Below are 19,629 nucleotides of genomic sequence, written 5' to 3' on the forward strand. Positions count from 1 at the left end.
GCGATGAACAAAGTGATCCTGCTTGCCGCCAGCCTTGTTGTTTCGGGAATGTTCAGCGGATGCGCCAGTGCGCCGAAATCCACTGCGGCCACCACGTCGGCGTGGAAGGATGCGCGCCAGATGATCGTGGTGATGACGCCCGATTGGAACGCCACGCAGGCGACATTGCGTCGCTATCGGCGTGATGGCGCGGATGCGGCGTGGATCGCGGTCGGCGATGCATCGCCAGTGGTGCTGGGGCGTTCCGGCAGTGCATGGGGGCGCGGCCTCAGTCCGGCGCAGGCCAATGGACCGCAGAAGCGCGAAGGCGACGGTCGCAATCCCGTCGGTGTGTTCGCCATCGGCCCGGCATTCGGCGCGGCGACATCGCTGGCGACCGGGCTGCAATACCTGCCGATGAGCGCAAGCAGTTATTGCGTCGATGTCTCCGGATCGCCGCTGTACAACAAGATCGTCGATGCGCAACAGGTTGGCGCCGATGCGGTGAAAGGCGCCAGCGAACACATGCGTCTCGATCTCCTCAATGCCAACGATCATCGCTATCAGGAAGGTTTCGTGATCGAGCACAACGCCGATGGCGCGGCGAATGGTGGCAGCTGCATCTTCGCCCATCTGTGGGGACGACCCGATCAGACCACCACCGGCTGCACGGCGATGGCGTATGACACCATGGACACGCTGCTGGCGTGGCTGAAGCAGGACGACCATCCGGTATTCGTGCTGCTCCCGAAAGCCGAATACGATCGACTGCAACGCGACTGGAACCTGCCGACACCATGATCCCGACCTCCGCCACCGCGCGCGTATTGATCGCGCTGGTGCTCGCTGCCGCGAGCGGATTGATCTTCGCCTGGATCGCACCGCAACAGGCCGCGACCGTCGCCGACGTGCTGCAACCGTTCGGCAAGTTGTGGATCAACGCATTGCAGATGACTGTGGTGCCGCTGGTTGGCGCGCTGGTCACATTGGGTGTCGGCACCGCGCGCGATGCCGCCGCATCGGGACGGATGGCGCGGCGCGCATTGATCGTGTTCTTCGTGTTGCTGGCCTTCGCTGCCACGGTTGCTGCATTGGTGGCACCGGCAGTATTCCATCTGTTCCCGCGCAACCCCGAGCTGGCGCAGGCACTGGCATCATCGTCCGCCGCTGTACCGAAGACCCCCGCCGTCTCCGACTGGCTGGGCAACATCATTCCCAGCAACGCGGTGAACGCCGCCGCGCAAGGCGCGATGTTGCCGCTGGTGGTGTTCTCGTTGTTCTTGGGTTTCGCGTTGACCAAGATCGACCACGATCGTGCGCAACGCGTCTTCGACCTGCTGCACGGCATCGCCGATGCGATGACGCAGATCGTGCGCTGGGTGCTGGTGGTCGCGCCGTTGGGGGTATTCGCACTGGTGTTCGCGGTCACCGCGCGCGCTGGCGTGCACATGCTGGCCGCGCTGGCGGTGTACCTGCTGACGGCGATCGGTCTCTACCTGCTGTTGGCGATCACGATGTACGCCGTAGTGGCGGTGGCCGGCCGCGATCCGTTGTCGCGCTTCATGCGCGCTGCGGTGCCGGCGCAGGCGGTGGCGATGAGCACGCAATCGTCGCTGGCATCGTTGCCGGCGATGCTCGACGCCACGCTCGGCACGTTGGGTCATCCGCGCCGCGTGCCGTCGCTGGTGCTGCCGATGGCGGTCTCGCTGTTCCGGCTCACCAGCCCGGTGCAGTACATGGTGGTGGCCGCGTTCATCGCGTGGGTCCACGGCGTCGACATCACCGTGTTGCAATGGGCAGTCGGGATCGCACTGGCGGTGGTGGTCAGTCTCGGCTCGATCGGATTGCCGGGACAGGCCAGTTTCATGATCACCAACCTGCCGATCACCCAGGCGCTGGGCTTGCCGGTGGAGCCGCTGGGCGTGCTGATGGCGCTCGACACCATTCCCGATGTCTTCGCCACGCTCGGCAACGTCACCGGTGACCTTGCAGCGGAGAATGTCGCGGCCCGCGGCGAGCGGGATGATGTCGTGAATGCTGACTAGGGTTGGCAGCCGGGTCATCGCCACGCTATCCTGTGCAGGCCGCATGGGGCCATAGCTCAGCTGGGAGAGCGCGTCGTTCGCAATGACGAGGTCGGGAGTTCGATCCTCCCTGGCTCCACCAAATTCAGAGAGTTGAAGAAGGCTGGATCTCAGGGTCCGGCCTTTTTCGTGGCTGCCTGTTTTTGCCAGCTGCGAAAAAAAGTGACTGCTGGCACACTATGGTAATGGGCCGGATTGGTGACAGGGGAGCTGGATGAAAGCGGGGAAGATCGTATTCGTGTTGGCCTGCCTGGTGTTGGCAGCGGTGGCGGGGCTATGGCTCTCGGGGATGTTCACGAAGATGTTGCTGGGCGTCGCCAGCCACAAGCCATTCGTTTATCTCGAGTATCTGAAGCATCTGCCGGAGCCGCGGTTCCAGGCGTATGGGTGGAAGATCAAGACCGGCGGCATCCTCGGGTTCGGGATTCCGTTGCTGGCGTGGATCGTGCTGCTGTTCCTGGCGTTGAAGCCGCAACGCAAGGCGCTACATGGGGATGCCCGTTTTGCGAGTGGCGGCGACGTTGGCGCGAAGGGATTGTTCGACGACAAGCCAAACGGCGTGGTGATCGGCAAGTTCAAGGGCAAGCTGTTGAAGCTGGCCGGCCAGCAATTCGTGATCCTCGCCGCGCCGACGCGTTCCGGCAAGGGCGTGGGCGTGGTGATTCCCAACCTGCTCGAGTACCAGGAATCAGTGGTGGTGCTCGACATCAAGCAGGAGAACTACGAACTCACTTCCGGTTGGCGCAAGTCGCAGGGGCAGGAAGTGTTCCTGTTCAACCCGTTCGCGGAAGACCGGCGCAGCCATCGCTGGAATCCGCTGAGCTATGTCTCGCAGGATCCGGCGTTCCGCATCTCCGACCTGCAGAGCATCGCCGCGATGCTCTATCCCGACACCAGCGACGAACAGAAATTCTGGGTGAGCCAGGCGCGAAATGCCTTCATGGCGTTCGCGCTGTACCTGTTCGACAACTTCGACGATCAATTGGCGCAGGGTATTCCAGCCGAAGCGGTGCAGTTCCCGACGCTGGGCGCGGTCTATCGCCTGTCGTCCGGCGATGGCAGCGACCTGCGGACCTATCTGCAGGGCATTTCGGGGCGTTCATTCGTGCGGTCGCATGCGCGCACGGCCTTCAACAATCTGTTGTCGCAAGCCAACGAAACCTTCGCATCGATCCTCGGCACCTTCAAGGAACCGTTGAATCCGTGGATCAACCCGGTGCTCGATGCCGCCACCAGCGCCAATGATTTCTGGCTCACCGATGTGCGTCGCAAACGCATGACCATCTACATCGGCATCCAGCCCAACAAGCTGGCCGAGGCGCGCCTGATCGTCAATCTGTTCTTCAGTCAGCTCATCAACGTCAACACCAAGGAACTGCCGCAGAACAACAAGGCGTTGAAGCACCAGTGCCTGTTGCTGATGGACGAATTCACCAGCATCGGCAAGGTCGAGATTATCGCCAGTGCGGTGAGCTACATGGCCGGTTACAACATCCGCCTGCTGCCGATCATCCAGAGCATGGCGCAGCTCGATGCCACCTATGGCAAGGATATCTCGCGCACCATCATCACCAATCACGCCTTGCAGATCGTCTACGCGCCGCGTGAGCAACAGGACGCCAACGATTATTCCGAGATGCTCGGCACCACCACCATCCGCAAGCGCAACCGCAGCACCTCGCACGGTCAGCAAGGCAGCGTCAGCTACAGCGAGGTGGAGGAGAAGCGCGCGTTGATGCTGCCGCAGGAGCTGAAGGCGATGAGCGATCGCAAGGAAATCGTCTTCTACGAAGGGTTGTCCAGCCCGGTGATGGCGGAGAAGATCCGTTATTACGAGGACAGCCACTTCAAGGAACGGTTGTTGCCCAAGGCCGAGGTGCCGATGTTGCAGGTGTAGGCGTTCCACGTCGTGGCGCGATCCCGCTAGACTCCGTGGATTCCCGGAGGTTGGCATGGTGATGAGACGATTGGTTCCATTGATCCTGATGGTCGCGCTGATGCCGGCGATGGCTGATGCGGCGGATGACGGCGACCGCAAGTTCTTCGATGCCGCATTCGATGCCACGGTTGCGCGCTATCACCTGCCGGGGCTGGCGCTGGGGGTGATCGAGGACGGCAAGGTGGTGTACGCACGCGCCGAAGGCGAACGCATCGTTGGCAGCGGCCAGCGCATCGATACGCAGACGCTGTTCAAGATCGCGTCGAACAGCAAGGCGATGACTGCGGCTCTGCTGGCGCGTCTGGTCGATCAAGGCAAACTCAAGTGGGACGATCCGGTGATCAAATATCTCCCGGATTTCCAGATGCACGACCCCTGGGTGACGCGCAACATGCAGGTGCGTGATCTGCTGATCCACAACAGCGGATTGCCGGCCGGTGCCGGCGACCTGATGCTGTGGCCCGATCCCAATCTGTTCACGCGTGCCGACGTGATCCACGGTCTGCGGTATCTCAAGCCGGTCTACAGTTTCCGTTCGCGTTATGCCTACGACAACACGCTGTATATCGTCGCGGGCGAGGTTGCGGCGAAGGCGGGCGGAGCACCCTACGAGGCATTGTTGCGACGCGAAGTGTTCCATCCGCTTGGACTCCAGCGTTGCCGGATTGGTGCCTGGAATCGCGATGCAGTCGGCAATGTCGCACAACCGCATGCGCGCAACGATGGCCACAACGTGCCGGTGCGCCAGGACGATGCCGAGATTCCCGAGGTGCCGATGGCAGCCGCCGGCGGCGTGCGTTGCAGCCTCGATGACATGCTGAAGTGGGCATCGATGTGGCTCGATCCGCAACATATCGGATTGGTGGACGGCAAGCCGTGGCTGTCGGATGTGCAGCGGCGCGCGGCATGGGCACCGCAGACGATCATGCCGGTGTCATCGTTGATGCGCGAATGGGACAACAGCCACATGTTTGCCTATGGCTACGGTTGGCGCATGACCGATGTCGATGGCGTGTGGAAGGTCTCGCACACTGGCACGCTGGCCGGCATGTATTCGGCGCTGACGCTGCTGCCGGACAAACGCACGGGCTTCGTCATCCTGATCAATGGCGATGCCGATGATGCACGCACGGTGCTCAACCAGACGCTGGTCAAGCACATCACCGCGCCGCTGCTCGGCAAGACCGTCACCGACTATGCCGATGCGCTGGATGTACTCGCGGCGAAGGCGGCGGCATCGGCGAAACCGGCAAAGGAGGAGCCGCAACATCGGCTGGCGACCCGTGACGATCGCGCGATCATTCCGGGGCGCTATCGCGATCCATGGCTGGGCGATGCCATGATTTGTCCGGATGGCGACGGCTTGCGCTTCACCGCAGTGAAGTCGCCGAAGATGAGCGGTCGCCTCTACATCGCCGGCAAACGCCCGATGGTGCATTGGGACGACCCCACGCTCGATGTCGATGCATGGCTTGATTTCGCCAATGGCAAAGGCTCGACGTCGTTGAAGATGTCGAAGCTCGATCCGCAAGGGGACTTCAGTTCCGATTACGAGGATCTCGCGTTCCAGCGCGTCGCCAAGTGTCCGGCTCAGCCGCCGATGGCGCGCGCCATGCACGAGCGATAACGTTTTTCGACACTGTTGGCATACCACTCGGTGGTGAGCTTGCGCGTGATCTTCGGCCCGACCAGGTTGATCTGCGGAATCATCGCGCGCGGCAAGGCATGTCCAGCGCGTTGTTCGGCCAATGCGAACATGCGCAGATAGAGCTGCGTGCTCTCGAAATCGATGCTGCTCTTGTCCTGCAACGCAGCGTGGATTGCTGCGTCATCCATGCCGAGAGAGGCGCGCAGGGAACGCGCCACGGTTTCGGTCGCGCTGACCTTGTCCGGCGTGACGAGGTCGCCATCCAGTGCCAGCTTGACGCCCGACGCGATGCTGGCGGCATTCTGGAACGCGGCGTTGCGACTGGCGTATTGGCCTGCGTTGAAATCGGCGAACCGGTAGATGAACCGCGGGTAGTGATTGGGGTAGACGAATAGATGCGCGACGCCGTAATACACGCCACCACGACGGGTGAAAAGCTCATGGCGAACCGTGTCGGGATTGGCGTACGGGTAGGCGTGGCTGGCGGAGAAGCGTTCGGCGAAATCGACGCTGACCTGCATCGGCCCGGCGGTGTGCACCGGATTGGCGCGTGTCAGCAGTCGATGCCCCATCGGCACGCGTTCGACCAGATCCTCGTAGATGCGACTGAGTTCGCCTTCCGTGTGCGCGTTGTCGATGCGGTCGGCATAACTGCGTCCATCAGACGACTTCACCAGCAGCGCACCACTCACCACCAGACTGGGAATGCCGAGCTTGCCGGCGCGGCGATCGATTTCATCACGCGCGATCTTGCCGAGGCCCGGTACTGGTGGATCGACCTTGTATCCGGATTCCTGTTCGATCACCGCCAGCGATGCGCACAGGTTGTCATTGCTTGGCGGCACGCCCAACACTTGGTATGCGGCCTGGAGATCCGCAGCCCAACCGGCGCGATCCTGCACCGATGAAGGGATCAACCGACGCAACATTGCACGTACATCCTCGGGCGTCCGTTCGCGACGCACCGGTGTTTCCGATGAGCAGGCAGCGATCAACGCGATCACCACGCCCAGCGCGACGATGCGCGTCAATCCTGGCGACGGAAGAGGGCGGAGCGGGTTGGCAGGCACGATGGGTGGCGTCGGGAATTCGCGCGAGTGTAGCCAGCCGCAATGGGGGTCGCGGAAGTGCCGGACGGGACTTTGCGAATTCGTGTTCAGGCGCCGTCTACGATTCGGGCGAACCGATCACCAACGGATTCGCCCGGCCAACATGTCCAGCCACAGTTTCCAGTCGCCCGCGAAGCTCAGCAACGGATGCTTGAACGTGGCGGGGCGGTTGTGCTCGAAGAAGAAATGGCCGATCCAAGCCCACGCGTATCCCTGCACCAATGCCAACAGCAGGAACCAGTAGCGACCACTCGCCAGCGCATACAGGATCAGGGCGATCGCGATCGATGTGCCGAAAAAGTGCAGGCGCCGGCAGATGCAGTTCTGGTGCTGCGACAGATAGAACGGGTAGAACTCGCGCAACGAGCGATAGCGTCGTGTTTCCATGGATCCCTTCGCGTCGGAATGGCCCGCTGCCGCAACCGGCTAACTTCGCGGCAGTATGCGCGCTTTATTGGCGATCGCAGTGAACAGCAGGAATGCGGCACAGCAGGCGATGGGCAGCAGGTTCTCGCGAAGTGTCGGCGGGAAGACCAGGACATAGTTCTTGCCCTTGATCAGCGAGGAAAAGCTCGACACGCAGAATGGCATCATGAACAGACGCAGGGTCTGCCAACGATCAGGTGTGCCGGACACGCTGAGCAGCAGGGCGATGCCGATGATCCCGCTGATTCCCAATGAACTCAGCCAGATGGACGGTGACGGATCAAAATTCGCCGCGACCGTCGCCAGGTACCAGCACAGATAGCACCAGAGCGCGATCTTCCCTGCCGACAGGCGCGCGAAGTAACCGATGAATGCTCGCATCGACGTCATGAAAAACGAGAGATGATGGCGCCACACAGGCACGATTCGGCATGCATCACGAGTTCCCCGTCAGCGCGTGCCGAAATCGTGCGGTCATCCGGCATCGATTCCGGCGATTCCGTTGCGTGCGCGAATATCTTCGATGCTCGTTTCGGTCATCCACAACAGGGTATTGAGATAGTCGTCAAGACAGCCGACCAACGTTTCCCGTGGGCCTTTTTGCCATGCATCCGATGAATAGAACGCGTCCTGTTGCTGCTCCAGTTGCACGCGATCGCCATAGGCGCGGATCAGGTAATAGCTTTCATGTTCGTGGTCGGATCGTCCGAACGCGACTACATCCATTCCGCTCGCTCGTACCAGCGGCAATGCTTCGCGAAACGCGGCGACGAACGTCTCCGCGCTCCCGGGCTTGAGTTTGTAGTTGCGGATTTCGACCAGCCTCACGCGGACGGTTCTTCCTCGCGGACGTACGGTGCCAGGAACATCATGAAATCGGTTTTGCCGACTGGTGCGCCGTGGTGCCGAAGAATCGCGTAGGCCGTGGTGATGTGGAAATACAGGTTCGGTGTCAGATAGTCGCTGACATAGCGGTGACCGGGCAATTCGCAATACAGGCCGGGGCCGAGGCCAATGCGCTTGATGTCATCGAGCTTGGTATCGTCAACGGAGATCGCGGCAACGCGCGCCTTGGTGTCACGGAGATGCGAGCGCGCCATTTCCATCGTCGTGACGTCGCGGCCGAAGTTGTCGATGGGTTGCCCGGCGCACCATTGCGAGAATCCTCGTGGTTGGTTGCAGGCGAAGGCGATCTGGGTGCCGAGCGGGAACATGTCGTCGACGAGGCGTTCCTGCAGCATGCGCCCCATGTCCGGGAAGTGTTTCTCGCCGACCGACAGAATGTGGTCGAGCGCGTCGAGCCGGGTGATGAAAATGCGCTTCAGCTCATCAATTCGTTCGTTGGACATGGAAGACTCCTGGGTTGTGTCGGGAGAAGCAGCAGGGTGCGTCAGTTGCTGGTGCCGTAGAGGTCTTCCTGGATCACCGTGTCCTTGCGATCCGCGACCAGATCACCGAACAAGGCCTGCTCATACGATTGCGTCGAGCCGACCTTCTGGTCGGCATGCGAGGATGCGTCCTTCGCAAATGCTTCCCAACTGCTCCATTTGATCTTGACACGGAATGCCCACTGCTCGTTGCTGGTGTGCAACAGCGGTGACGCAGTGCTGAAGGATGCGATCTGGTGTTCTCCGAGGAGCGCTTTCAACCGCGGCAACTGGGTACGGTCGAATAGCGTGGCGAATTGCCGTTCCTTCCCGGGTTTCACCCAAAACGTTCGCTCGACAATGATTCCGGTTGACTTGGGAGTGTCCTGCGCGATACCCGAAAGCGGCAGCAGGAGAAGCAGGAGACCGATGAAGGAGGAGAGGATTGTTTTCATGTCGATATTCTATGGGGAATCCACGGACAGTTTGGCACCCGGCCAAAAACGGGAGGCGACTGGGGACTCGCAATACCGACGGAGCATGGACTTCGTCGCGCCCCGACCGCGGAACCCGCAGGCGCTGGCCGGGGACACAATAATGGGCGACATGGCGTGCTGCTCAGCTGTCGTACTGCGAGGCCGGGTCGGTCGCGGACCGCCTGAATGCGACTACAGAACTCATCGCGGCCACCATCTGGAAAGTCTGTTTCCATCAATTCAAGGGGGGGTGATCACGTAATCCAGCGTGTCACCGGGATTTCCGGAGGGGACGGCATTGAATGACTCGTACAGTTTGATTGCTCGGGAATTATCCGGACGGACACCGGAAAAAACGAACGTCGAACAACCATTCGCCCGTGCCTTCAAACGCAACTCTTCGACAATAGCGGTCCCATAACCACGTGAACGGTATCGATGGGACAGCTCGATCTTCTCAAGGACAAAAGCAGCGTTTGGCGCAAACCAACCGTGGGCACGGCCAATGATGATTTTGTTGCGAAGGGCCTTGACCAGGAAGTGGTGTTTGTCGCCAACAATGGCGCAGCTCCAGTTTGCCTTCAGGGTTATCAAGCGCGCGCTTTTTTGAGCAGGATGTTGAAGATTATATATGTCCAGTTCGGCACTGGACCGCCAGGAAGCCGGGCACTACGAAGGCGATACGGTTCAGGGTGGACCGAAGCCAGGCCAGGCGGAGCTCGCAGGCCAGGCGGAGTATGGTCCCGAGGCCAGGAAGATCAAGAGCCACCAAAGGCGACAGCGCGGGCGAGGGCGCTGCTGGGGTTGACCCGTTACCGCGCCCTTGGTGGCCGTTGAAAGGCCAAGGAGCAATCAGCCGATGGCTTGAACTGCAAAGCGGTGCTGCGCGCATTGGACCTGACTGAAGCGAACTACCGGCAACGAGCTTTTGGAGCAAGAGCGAGAAGCGTGCCGCTTGCGCCGAGAACTCAGCACAAACCCTGCGAAAGCTGAGGCATAACAACTGAGTTAAGCCGCAACGCGTAGTGGCGCAGACGGCGTGGGAGCGTGAGCGTACCACGCTGGCAAGCCACGAAGCGGTGTCGGCTTGAACGATTAGTTAGGTGCTACTCGGCGAAACTATTTGCCACCCATAATGCACGCCTTCGCGGGCGAAGGTTCAACGGGAATGCGCGCAGGTATTTGTCCGGGCGGATTTCGGAATACTTCCAAATAGCATTTGTCGTTCGGAAATGTGAACCGAATGATGTGCAGTAAACCCGATTCAGGAATAAACGAAAAATCCGCTTCGCACGTACTTGTTACGGCTGTGGTTCGGAATTTGGATCTTATATAGATCCAAGTCCTCTTTCCGGCTGGAACCTCAAAGGAAACATTGCTGGGGCTGTCAATGACTGTGCGTTTTCCACAAAAGCCGTCCTGGCCGACATTGAGATGATCAGCGTCCCCAACAACCGCTATTGTTGCCTTTTGAGGGGTGTCGCGTGCTCCGCTTGATCCTGAGGCTGCCAACAATAGGCAAGCGAAAGGCAGGAAGCGACTCCATTTGAATGAAAGATTTTCCATGACGCTCCCCGATAGCACCTAACACCCGAATTAAGCCGCACTGATTTGCGGCGGCGGATTGGTGCAACATATCACAGTGCCGAACCGACGCCGCGAAGCGGTGTCGGCTTGAATGAGCAGTTAGCGCGCGGGCGGATTGCCCGGAGCCTGGTTACCGGGTAACCGCCGAAGGATGTTAGCCGGAGCGGGCTTTGGGCAGAGCACTTGGACAGGCAGCGCCAAGGCTTTTGCGACCGAAGGCGAGGGCACTGTCCGACACGCGGGGCAGTTGGAGAACGAGCGCCGGCGGGCTGATGGTAAGGGCGATGGCTTTTGCGAGAACCAAACGCTTTCGCCGATCTGCGCCAGATGAGAAATGCGAGTGCTAACACCTGAGTTAAGCCGCAACGCGTAGTGGCGCGGACGGCGTGGTAGCGTGAGCGTACCACGCTGGCAAGCCACGAAGCGGTGTCGACTTGAACGATTAGTTAGGCGTTAACCGAGCTTTGCTTTTCCGGCAAGGAAGAGTACGAGAATTAGAACCGATCCCAGCCCCAGAAAGAGAGTGGCTACTGCAGTCAAGTACCCAAGAGATTTTCTAAATGCGCCTAGTGAACGACTTGCACCGCTTGCGAGAAGGTAAGTAGACGGTATCCACAGAACTCCAATTGCTGACATGGTTGTCATTACTTGGGCGCCGTTTAGGGGTCGGAAGGCTCCACGTCCAAGTGCAACAGTGAATATGGCAACTATAAGTGCCAATAAATAACCGTAGAGAAGCCGTCTATTCATCGCGCGGGCCGTGGCCTTTTCTAGGTGCAAAGTTGTTTGTAGTAACGCCTAACACCAGAGTTAAGCCGCGCCGAGAGTGGTGCGGTTTTGGGCTAGCGTAGCGCAAAGCCCAAAACCGTGCCACGAAGCGGTGTCGGCTTGAACGATTAGTTAGGCATCGCAGTAGGGCTTTACCGAGAGGAAGTCGGGAAGTCCGGTTTGCCCGTATCCGACAATTTCCAGGCCAACAATGGTTTCCCCTTGCGACCAAACGATCACGTTTACGGTTTCGTTGTTGATCAAAGCAATGACCTCTGCAAGGTTATGCCCTGTCGTGGCGGCTCCATTGGGACCGAACCATACGGTGGCGCAGCCGCACTTGCAGGTGTCGGTAACTTGTAACGTGGGAATGGAAGCTATTGAGGACGGCAAGATCGGCCCATTTGCCCCGATCGCGAGCACTCGCTCGATCAGTATTGCTTCATCTTGTGAAATCAGTCGAGACATTTGGAGTGATGCCTAACACCAGAGTTAAGCCGCGCCGAGAGTGGTGCGGATTTGGGCTAGCGTAGCGCAAAGCCCAAAACCGTGCCACGAAGCGGCGTCGGCTTGAACGATTAGTTAGGCCACACCAGCGACTGTGAGACCAACATATTGGCCAAACGCAATTTCCAAGGTATGACCATCAGGGTCACTGATAAGCGCCCAATATCCGACCGGTGGGCCAGATTGCTCTGCGGAACGTAATAAGCACCTATTGTCCAAAGCAATGGCACACAAACGATCGACCTCGTGTTCAGATTCGACTGCTACTCCTAGATGAGCCGTCGGTACCAAAGGATAGATTGGTGTATTCAAGGGTGTTTCAATAAGCACGATAACAAACGGTCTGGTGTGGTCGCATAACCAAACAGTTCCGGTGCGGCGGTGGACAACATCCATGGACGCATAAAGGCGATAAAAAGCGATGCTCGCTTCAAGAGAGCGAACTGGAAGTGCTATGTGGGTCAGTCCAAGATCTGCCATGGTGAAGCCTAACACCTGAGTTAAGCCGCAACGCGCAGTGGCGCAGATGGCGTGGTAGCGTGAGCGTACCACGCTGGCAAGCCACGAAGCGGTGTCGGCTTGAACGAACAGTTAGAGCGCACTTGCTATGGCCTGAACTTCATTTTGCTGAGGACTTCTTGGGCAAGCTTGGCATCTGCTTCATTGTCTGCGGATATCCAGACATGCATCAATATCTTTCCATCGACGTGGAGGACGGTTTGCTTCGAGAACTGCTCGGCATGCTCTCCAGACGCCGGATACCACTGAATTTTCTGGCCAGCGACGATTCCCTCGCCAATCGGAGATGATGTCTCTGGCTTGAAGCTTGGGAAAAACCCGGTGTAGACCCCGAAAAGGTCTTTCTTTGACTTTGCATCCATGGCGTAGCATAGGTCGAAGTCAGGCCCTTCCTGATAGGACCATTCGACTCCCGAGCTGTCCGGAAGAATAGGGCAGCGATCGGCCTCTTGGGTGAGCCCCAGAGAAGGAATGGCTAGAAGAAGGAACGCGATGAACGTTTTCATGTGCGCGCTAACACCTGAGTTAAGTTGCGACGCGCAGTGGCGCCGCGTTGTGGTAGACGCTACCACAAAAAGACGGCGCCACGAAGCGGCGTCAACTTGAACGAATAGTTAGAGCTTATGGCGACGGCTTAAGAGCTCGGAAAATACTGCGGTGAATAATGTGATTCCAGCAGTTCTTACGATGACAAGCAGTGCCAATCCTGTGCTAACGGGCTGGATGGGGAAAACGAAGTGATTCCAAATCGCAACAGAAAGCCCGACGATCGCCCCAATCAGTAAAGGCCGCTTGGTATAAATCCGGGATATGAACCAAGCGGGTGGAAGGCTGGCAGCAGCAGCTGCGACGGACTCTACCGAAATGAGATATGCAAGGACGAAACCTTTCGAGGCATGAACTGCCGGGGCGACGTAGGGAATATAGAGTGCAAAGTTGAAGCAAATGACTGCGAATACCATTAAGCAGGGTAGTGCCAAAGCTTTAACTAGCAAGGATTTATTGCTTGTTTGCAATGGGCCAGCTGCTTTTGGGGCGGCGTAAAGGTCATCCATAAGCGCTAACACCTGAGTTAAGCCGCGCCGTGAGTGGTGCGGTTTTGGGCTAGCGTAGCGCAAAGCCCAAAACCGTGCCACGAAGCGGCGTCGGCTTGAACGATTAGTTAGGCCATTCGTACTTTACTGCGGTTTTTCACCTTTCAACGCACTTAGTAGTGCACGAGTGAGGAAAAACCAGAAGAAAACTGCAAGACAAGCTCCAACTAGAACCGAAATTCCAATGATTTGGATCGCTCTATCGGGTTCGACGCGGCCGGAGTCGCTTAATTCCAAGAGCAAATAGAGGGTGCAGAGTGGGACACTGAAGCTAATTTCAAATAGGACAATATGCCCAATCAGAGATCTTGAGCTCCATGTAATGAATCTGGAGCGAGCAAGTTTGCGGAATATTGCCATGAGAAGGGCCTAACACCAGAGTTAAGCCGCGCCGAGAGTGGTGCGGTTTTTGGGCTAGCGTAGCGCAAAGCCCAAAACCGTGCCACGAAGCGGTGTCGGCTTGAACGATTAGTTAGGCTTATTGACAAGACCTGTTAAATGGTCTATAAAATGGTCTCATTCTGCCGGGAGTCCAAACGTGCCGCACCAAGTCCTCAGTGAGATGGCCGCAAGCATTTCCGAGCTAAAAGCGAATCCCATGAAGGTGGTGGCCAGCGGCAACGGAATGCCGATTGTGGTACTTAACCGCAACGAGCCCGCGTTCTATTGTGTTCCGGCTGATGCCTATGAAGCTTTAGTCGAAATGATCGACGACCTTGAGCTGGTCGAGATAGTGAAGAAGCGTCAAAAGGAGAGGTCCATCAAGGTCTCTCTCAATGACCTATAAGCTCGAGTTTAAGGAATCGGCCCTCAAGGAGTGGCGCAAACTTGGGGCGACGGTAAGAGAGCAGTTCAAGCAAAAGCTAGGCGAGCGCTTGGAGAGGCCGCGTGTTCCATCCTCAGCCCTTCACGGTGCGAAAGATCTTTACAAGATCAAACTTCGATCGTCCGGCTATCGCCTGGTTTACTCGGTGTCCGACAAAGTTGTGACCGTTACCGTAATAGCGGTCGGGAAGCGGGACAAGAACGCTGTTTATGAAGTTGCACTAGCTCGCGTTAAGTCCGACCAATAAGCCTAACACCTGAGTTAAGCCGCAACGCGGAGTGGCGCAGACGGCGTGGTAGCGTGAGCGTACCACGCTGGCGAGCCACGAAGCGGTGTCGGCTTGAACGATTAGTTAGGCGCGTGCTCCAACAAGCAAGCGGCTGTCTTTTTGGTGCAGCCTAATGAAATAATAGGCAATCACAATGATGCCAACTACGGATGGCAAGATTTGGGACCACGGTTGTCCGAAGCGGACAACGTTGCCAACCAGCGCTGAGAGCATTGCGAAGATTGAGGCGATTAGCTTGTAGGTGTGCTCATATTTCCAAAGCGAGCGATACCAGCGACGCGGAAACAACCACCTAATTGTGTCATAAAGCAAGATGGTGGCTAGAGCACCTAATGACGAATACACCACAACTGAACCCTCCGCATGCGCGAGTACTGCGGGAATTAAGGCAATCAAGAGAACAGTGGCGAACAACGTCAAAATCGCGTCTATTTTGGCTGGACCCTGGTCTTTTGTGTAGATGGATCGCCAGCCGCTAATCAGTTGATAAGGCACCAAGACACTAAGAATGGCGAACACTGGTATGAATCTAAAGAACAGCGTGCCAATAGCAGCAGAGACGCACACAATTAGGGTGAAATAGCAGAAAATCCGGCCCCAATAGCGATGGTTCGAAGTCCCCTTGGATCTGCCAAGAATAGAAAAACCAATTACGAGGGCAATCGTCCCAGCAGTAATGTGAATTGCCAAGTTGATGAGATGAGCAGAGGACATTGCATTTTCCCTAATGCGAAGAAGCGCCTAACACCAGAGTTAAGCCGCGCCGAGAGTGGTGCGGTTTTGGGCTAGCGTAGCGCAATGCCCAAAACCGTGCCACGAAGCGGCGTCGGCTTGAACGATTAGTTAGGTGTGTCCGGGTGGCATTAAGATTTTCTCAATTGACGACTTTGTGCTTTCCGAAATTATGCAGACCTTTCCTATTTCGCTATCGAAGTAGTCGAAGTTAGATGCTTTCCATGTCCGCTTTCCTGCACTTGATGAGAAGTAGATAAGAACTCTGAGGTCCATATCATCTTCATTTCGAGGCGATTTCTTGCAATTAATACTGATGGCAGAGATTGTTTTGGAAATTACACTTTGATCTTGAGTATGAAGTTCATTTAATGCCGATGATCGCATGGAGGATTCTGTTTTTCTTACGATTGGTGTGGGCAAGAATGGCTGAAAATATGCATCCATCCTCTGGATCGGTTGAGACTTCTGGCCGCATCCCAATAACCCAAGTGTTAGGCCAAAGACCGCCAAGCTTTTGACAAGAAGGATTTTAATATCCACGGCACACCTAACACCAGAGTTAAGCCGCGCCGAGAGTGGTGCGGTTTTGGGCTAGCGTAGCGCAAAGCCCAAAACCGTGCCACGAAGCGGCGTCGGCTTGAACGATTAGTTAGGCTTCTGAGGCTTGGCTAGTTAACGCACTGCGTAACAGTCCCATGCTTGGTAGGTGCAAAACAGCCGTCAAAGTGATCAGCGCACATGTTTCCGGTTTTCTCCTCTACGCATTTGCTTTGACACTGGCGAGACGTTTTGCACGCTTTTCCTCCGTCGTTAGTTTGCAGGGAGCAATACTTAAAAGCGTTTTGAGGTCCGGCGAAAATCCATTCCCCACCTTTAGCAAGGCACGCGGCTTCTGTTTTTGGCAGAGTCGGCTTTGAGGCGGCACTATGGCGCGCTTTTCCCGCGGCCGCGTTAAGAGTGAATAGTGATAACGCCAAAACAAATAAGTATCGAAGAATCATATCAGAAGCCTAACACCTGAGTTAAGCCGTAACGCGCAGTGGCGCAGTCGGCGTGGTAGCGTGAGCGTACCACGCTGGCAAGCCACGAAGCGGTGTCGGCTTGAACGATTAGTTAGGTCCCGCCCGGTGTTTTGTGCAAAGCGAGTAGGAGGACGCCGCCTGCAACCATGGCGATTCCAGCCCACTCTTGGGCGGATGGACGCTCCTTTAGGAACGCAAATGCGAATATGGCCACCAATACAACGCTGAGCTTATCGATAGGGGCTACCTGAGATGCTTGGCCGATTTGCAAGGCGCGGAAATAGCAGGCCCAAGATGCGCCCGTAGCAAGTGCCGACAACGCCAGGAACAAAAGAGTTTTCCCAGAAAGTGATAGCGGATTGCTCCATTTCCCGGTCAGCCACACGAAAGGGGCAAGCACGAGAATGATGATAAACGTTCGAATGAGTGTTGCTAGATCTGAGTCGACGCCCCGAATGCCAATTTTGGCAAAGATGGCAGTGAGTGCTGCGAAGCAGGCTGACAGGAGCGCCCAGAGAATCCAACCGGTAGGAAGCGTCATAGCGGGACCTAACACCTGAGTTAAGCCGCAACGCGCAGTGGCGCGGACGGCGTGGTAGCGTGAGCGTACCACGCCGGCAAGCCACGAAGCGGTGTCGGCTTGAACGATTAGTTAGGTGCTACGCGCTTTGCCGATTTTGCCTAAATGCGTGAAGCCGAACCCGGCGCTGTATTTCAGCCCATAGCCGAGCATGCGATCAAATCCGACATGCGAGGCCCAGATGAGTGCCACGAGTAACGCGCTATGCAAGCCTGGCGTCAAGCTAGCAATCAAGGCAATAAGTGGTCCGATATAGGAATGAGCGGAATTGTATGCAATTGCACCAATTTTTGGACCCAAAAGGTAACCGAAGAAGGATAGATCTGGCGCCAAGAAGAAGATGGCATAGATTGCCCAACTGGCATCGATATGCTGGTACGCGATGACACAGCACAGAAACACGAGAAAGCCCTCGATCCTTAGTGTGGTTTTGATGCCGCCTGTTGTTTCTCCAGACACTTGAAGGTTCCTTAGTAGCACCTAACACCAGAGTTAAGCCGCGCCGAGAGTGGTGCGGTTTTGGGCTAGCGTAGCGCAAAGCCCAAAAGCGTGCCACGAAGTGGCGTCGGCTTGAACGATTAGTTAGGGCGCGCACCGCCATACTGAACCCGCCACTGATTGAGGAGCTGGGCGAGATCAGTCGCCGAGTAGCCATAAGTGTCCGGCAGGCCTGCATCTACGCCTGTGACATTCTTTGATAATGCGCGAAGGGCTTTCTGGCCTTTGTAAGACGGCGAATAGTGCCAGCAAACCATTTGGCGCCCGCCAATTGGAACGACGAAGAATTCCGAGATGTCCGTCCAGCTATATCGATGGTCTCTATAGGCGCTACGGATTGTCATGCCACTTGGTTCTAGGCGGAGATAACTGCTTCCCGGCAATACGGCATTAAGAACAACGGCGATAAAGAGAATGGCAAGCAGTGCCACACATACCCAGCCGGCAATCGAATGCTTCTGAAGGGTCAGTCCGGCGGCAACGATAATTGCTAAACCAAGAAGTCTTAGCTGATTCGTCCATGTGCGCGGTTTCAACTGCATGGCTGTCTCCATAGCGCCCTAACACCTGAGTTAAGCCGCAACGCGCAGTGGCGCGGATGGCGTGGTAGCGTGAGCGTACCACGCTGGCAAGCCACGAAGCAGTGTCGGCTTGAACGATTAGTTAGGCATCGCAGTAGGGCTTTACGGAGAGGATGTCGGGAAGTCCGGTTTGCCCGTATCCGACAATTTCCAGGCCAACAATGGTTTCCCCTTGCGACCAAACGATCACGTTTACGGTTTCGTTGTTGATCGAGGCAATGGCCTCTGCAAGGTTATGCCCGGTCGTGGCGGCTCCATTGGGGCCGAACCATACGGTGGCGCAGCCGCACTTGCAGGTGTCGGTAACTTGTAACGTGGGAATGGAAGCTATTGAGGACGGCAAGATCGGCCATTTGCCCCGATTGCGAGCACTCGCTCGATCAGTATTGCTTCATCTTGTGAAATCAGTCGAGACATTTGGAGTGATGCCTAACACCAGAGTTAAGCCGCGCCGAGAGTGGAGCGGTTTTGGGCTAGCGTAGCGCAAAGCCCAAAACCGTGCCACGAAGCGGCGTCGGCTTGAACGACTAGTTAGACCGCACTCGATTGCCTCTATCCTTATTCGCGATTGCCCCAGTGCCAGCTAGGCGGTTCGCCCTTTAACCACATAACAAATGTTAACAACCCAATTAGACAGATGATGAAGACGGCAAAAATGGCATGGTTGCGATGTGGTTGGATGTAGTAACTGCCTATGAGTGCGCTGGCAATGAAGAGTGCGAGAACAACCCAGCCTTGCCAAGCGATGGGGAGGCCCCAACCCCACCCGTAACGCTTGGTAGGGAACCAGTATCGAGGATCATTTGACACGAAGAACCTCCCGGGTTCAGGCGTTAAATTATTGTCCAGTGCGCTTAGGGCTGAACAAACGCTGCTCTACCAATGAGCAAAGAAGAAGCACTGCGCCGAGAATGGCGTAATGCTTCCATCCGGAGAATTGGAAGTACGAGTTAATTAAATTTGCCAAGGTGACTGCAGCAGCTAGTGCCACAACAAATGTAATTCTGATTTGCTTATCGCCCGCGATCCTCGCAATCACCCATACAGCGCCTCCTGCAAGGAGGGATGTAATAAAGGTCATTAATGCTTGTTGGATATCCATGGGGTTCCTTGTGCGGTCTAACACCTGAGTTAAGCCGCGCCGAGAGTGACGCGGTTTTGGGCTAGCGTAGCTGAAAGCCCAAAACCGTGCCACGAAGCGGTGTCGGCTTGAACGATTAGTTAGGGCGCAATGACCTTACACGTCGTCATCTGGCCCTATGTCTTCAAATCTAAAGCCGGGCTTTAGCATTGGGCCAATTTCCCGAAAATGTTCATAGTAGAGTCGCTGAAGTCGGTGCCTTGTCGCTTTTCTAACTTCAGGGTCATTCTTCTTTGAGTTTTCCAAGAAGATATGCTCGATTTCTTTGAGTTGTTCTTTACAAAATTGAAGTGATTTTATGGCTGCTTTGCTCTTTGACTTATTGACGACGGAATCAATTCCAAGCTGAACTGCCTCAAAAGCTTCTTCAATGGATTGTCCATGCATGGAAAATTCCGGTGCATCGACCATCAATGCGGCAAACATGTCGCCGGTTTCTGAATATCCAGATGGG

23 protein-coding genes and 1 tRNA gene are annotated in these 19,629 nt (G+C 56.8%); 7 read left to right on the forward strand and 17 right to left on the reverse strand.

The genetic code is table 11. The features are described from left to right. Positions 1 to 3: 3 nt before the first annotated feature. The 5 genes from Lysil_RS06900 (at position 4) to Lysil_RS06920 (ending at position 5,629) form a co-directional block, all read left to right on the forward strand. Positions 4 to 780, forward strand: a complete 777-nt coding sequence (locus Lysil_RS06900; protein WP_103074751.1) for a L,D-transpeptidase family protein — start codon at positions 4 to 6, stop codon at positions 778 to 780. Next, on the forward strand, positions 777 to 2,024 hold the full coding sequence (locus Lysil_RS06905) for a dicarboxylate/amino acid:cation symporter (RefSeq protein ID WP_103074752.1): 1,248 nt from the start codon (positions 777 to 779) through the stop codon (positions 2,022 to 2,024). The genes Lysil_RS06900 and Lysil_RS06905 overlap by 4 nt, the downstream gene beginning before the upstream one ends. Before the next feature lie 45 nt (positions 2,025 to 2,069). Next, positions 2,070 to 2,145: transfer RNA gene (locus Lysil_RS06910), tRNA-Ala, on the forward strand. 132 nt (positions 2,146 to 2,277) lie between these two features. Beyond that, a complete protein-coding gene (locus tag Lysil_RS06915) occupies positions 2,278 to 3,960 on the forward strand; it encodes a type IV secretory system conjugative DNA transfer family protein (protein ID WP_103074753.1) in 1,683 nt (560 codons plus the stop codon). Between the two features lie 61 nt (positions 3,961 to 4,021). Then, positions 4,022 to 5,629 (forward strand): serine hydrolase, encoded by a 1,608-nt coding sequence (locus tag Lysil_RS06920; protein ID WP_240600209.1) that lies wholly within the window; start codon positions 4,022 to 4,024, stop codon positions 5,627 to 5,629. Here the strand turns inward: Lysil_RS06920 and Lysil_RS06925 are convergent. The 11 genes from Lysil_RS06925 to Lysil_RS13155 all read right to left on the reverse strand — a co-directional run bounded on the left by Lysil_RS06925 (position 5,593) and on the right by Lysil_RS13155 (position 13,464). Further along, positions 5,593 to 6,681, reverse strand: coding sequence for a DUF1615 domain-containing protein (locus Lysil_RS06925; protein WP_103074754.1), 1,089 nt, complete (start codon positions 6,679 to 6,681; stop codon positions 5,593 to 5,595). The genes Lysil_RS06920 and Lysil_RS06925 overlap by 37 nt on opposite strands. A gap of 156 nt (positions 6,682 to 6,837) precedes the next feature. Further along, on the reverse strand, positions 6,838 to 7,146 hold the full coding sequence (locus tag Lysil_RS06930) for an Mpo1-like protein (RefSeq protein WP_103074755.1): 309 nt from the start codon (positions 7,144 to 7,146) through the stop codon (positions 6,838 to 6,840). A gap of 39 nt (positions 7,147 to 7,185) precedes the next feature. After that, positions 7,186 to 7,575 (reverse strand): hypothetical protein, encoded by a 390-nt coding sequence (locus Lysil_RS06935; RefSeq protein WP_205756876.1) that lies wholly within the window; start codon positions 7,573 to 7,575, stop codon positions 7,186 to 7,188. 84 nt (positions 7,576 to 7,659) lie between these two features. Then, a complete protein-coding gene (locus Lysil_RS06940; RefSeq protein WP_103074756.1) occupies positions 7,660 to 8,013 on the reverse strand; it encodes an NIPSNAP family protein in 354 nt (117 codons plus the stop codon). After that, positions 8,010 to 8,534 (reverse strand): DUF1993 domain-containing protein, encoded by a 525-nt coding sequence (locus Lysil_RS06945; RefSeq protein ID WP_103074757.1) that lies wholly within the window; start codon positions 8,532 to 8,534, stop codon positions 8,010 to 8,012. Before Lysil_RS06945 ends, Lysil_RS06940 begins: the two co-directional genes overlap by 4 nt. Before the next feature lie 41 nt (positions 8,535 to 8,575). After that, complete coding sequence (locus Lysil_RS06950; RefSeq protein ID WP_129588378.1) at positions 8,576 to 9,007, reverse strand: hypothetical protein; 432 nt, start codon at positions 9,005 to 9,007, stop codon at positions 8,576 to 8,578. Between the two features lie 261 nt (positions 9,008 to 9,268). Continuing rightward, positions 9,269 to 9,667, reverse strand: a complete 399-nt coding sequence (locus Lysil_RS06955) for a GNAT family N-acetyltransferase (protein ID WP_103074759.1) — start codon at positions 9,665 to 9,667, stop codon at positions 9,269 to 9,271. 1,848 nt (positions 9,668 to 11,515) lie between these two features. Continuing rightward, positions 11,516 to 11,851, reverse strand: coding sequence for a hypothetical protein (locus Lysil_RS06960; RefSeq protein WP_103074760.1), 336 nt, complete (start codon positions 11,849 to 11,851; stop codon positions 11,516 to 11,518). A 114-nt stretch (positions 11,852 to 11,965) separates the two neighbouring features. Beyond that, positions 11,966 to 12,370 carry a VOC family protein gene (locus tag Lysil_RS06965; protein ID WP_103075040.1) on the reverse strand — a complete coding sequence of 135 codons (405 nt, stop codon included), beginning with the start codon at positions 12,368 to 12,370 and terminating at the stop codon, positions 11,966 to 11,968. 125 nt (positions 12,371 to 12,495) lie between these two features. Beyond that, positions 12,496 to 12,915, reverse strand: a complete 420-nt coding sequence (locus tag Lysil_RS06970; protein WP_103074761.1) for a hypothetical protein — start codon at positions 12,913 to 12,915, stop codon at positions 12,496 to 12,498. A 108-nt stretch (positions 12,916 to 13,023) separates the two neighbouring features. Next, a complete protein-coding gene (locus Lysil_RS13155) occupies positions 13,024 to 13,464 on the reverse strand; it encodes a hypothetical protein (protein WP_129588379.1) in 441 nt (146 codons plus the stop codon). Between the two features lie 577 nt (positions 13,465 to 14,041). Here Lysil_RS13155 and Lysil_RS06975 point away from each other — a divergent pair. Continuing rightward, positions 14,042 to 14,290: a type II toxin-antitoxin system Phd/YefM family antitoxin gene (locus Lysil_RS06975; RefSeq protein ID WP_103074762.1), complete on the forward strand. Its 249-nt coding sequence runs from the start codon at positions 14,042 to 14,044 to the stop codon at positions 14,288 to 14,290. Further along, entirely contained in the window at positions 14,280 to 14,576 is a 297-nt protein-coding gene (locus Lysil_RS06980) for a type II toxin-antitoxin system RelE family toxin (protein WP_103074763.1), read from the forward strand. Before Lysil_RS06975 ends, Lysil_RS06980 begins: the two co-directional genes overlap by 11 nt. Before the next feature lie 105 nt (positions 14,577 to 14,681). Here Lysil_RS06980 and Lysil_RS06985 read toward each other — a convergent pair whose 3' ends face one another. The 6 genes from Lysil_RS06985 to Lysil_RS07005 form a co-directional block, all read right to left on the reverse strand. Next, the gene (locus Lysil_RS06985; protein ID WP_103074764.1) at positions 14,682 to 15,332 is read right to left on the reverse strand and encodes a DUF2306 domain-containing protein; all 651 of its coding nucleotides are present in this window, start codon (positions 15,330 to 15,332) and stop codon (positions 14,682 to 14,684) included. A gap of 1,134 nt (positions 15,333 to 16,466) precedes the next feature. Then, on the reverse strand, positions 16,467 to 16,916 hold the full coding sequence (locus Lysil_RS06990; protein ID WP_103074765.1) for an EamA family transporter: 450 nt from the start codon (positions 16,914 to 16,916) through the stop codon (positions 16,467 to 16,469). 111 nt (positions 16,917 to 17,027) lie between these two features. Beyond that, positions 17,028 to 17,414 (reverse strand): DUF4260 domain-containing protein, encoded by a 387-nt coding sequence (locus Lysil_RS06995; protein ID WP_240600212.1) that lies wholly within the window; start codon positions 17,412 to 17,414, stop codon positions 17,028 to 17,030. A 119-nt stretch (positions 17,415 to 17,533) separates the two neighbouring features. After that, a complete protein-coding gene (locus Lysil_RS13160) occupies positions 17,534 to 17,995 on the reverse strand; it encodes a hypothetical protein (RefSeq protein WP_129588380.1) in 462 nt (153 codons plus the stop codon). Positions 17,996 to 18,872: 877 nt separating this feature from the next. After that, positions 18,873 to 19,136, reverse strand: a complete 264-nt coding sequence (locus Lysil_RS13165; protein ID WP_129588381.1) for a hypothetical protein — start codon at positions 19,134 to 19,136, stop codon at positions 18,873 to 18,875. A 135-nt stretch (positions 19,137 to 19,271) separates the two neighbouring features. Then, positions 19,272 to 19,601 (reverse strand): hypothetical protein, encoded by a 330-nt coding sequence (locus tag Lysil_RS07005; protein WP_103074767.1) that lies wholly within the window; start codon positions 19,599 to 19,601, stop codon positions 19,272 to 19,274. Positions 19,602 to 19,629 lie beyond the last annotated feature (28 nt).

It is taken from the genome of Solilutibacter silvestris (genome assembly GCF_002895945.1).
GTDB lineage: Bacteria > Pseudomonadota > Gammaproteobacteria > Xanthomonadales > Xanthomonadaceae > Solilutibacter > Solilutibacter silvestris.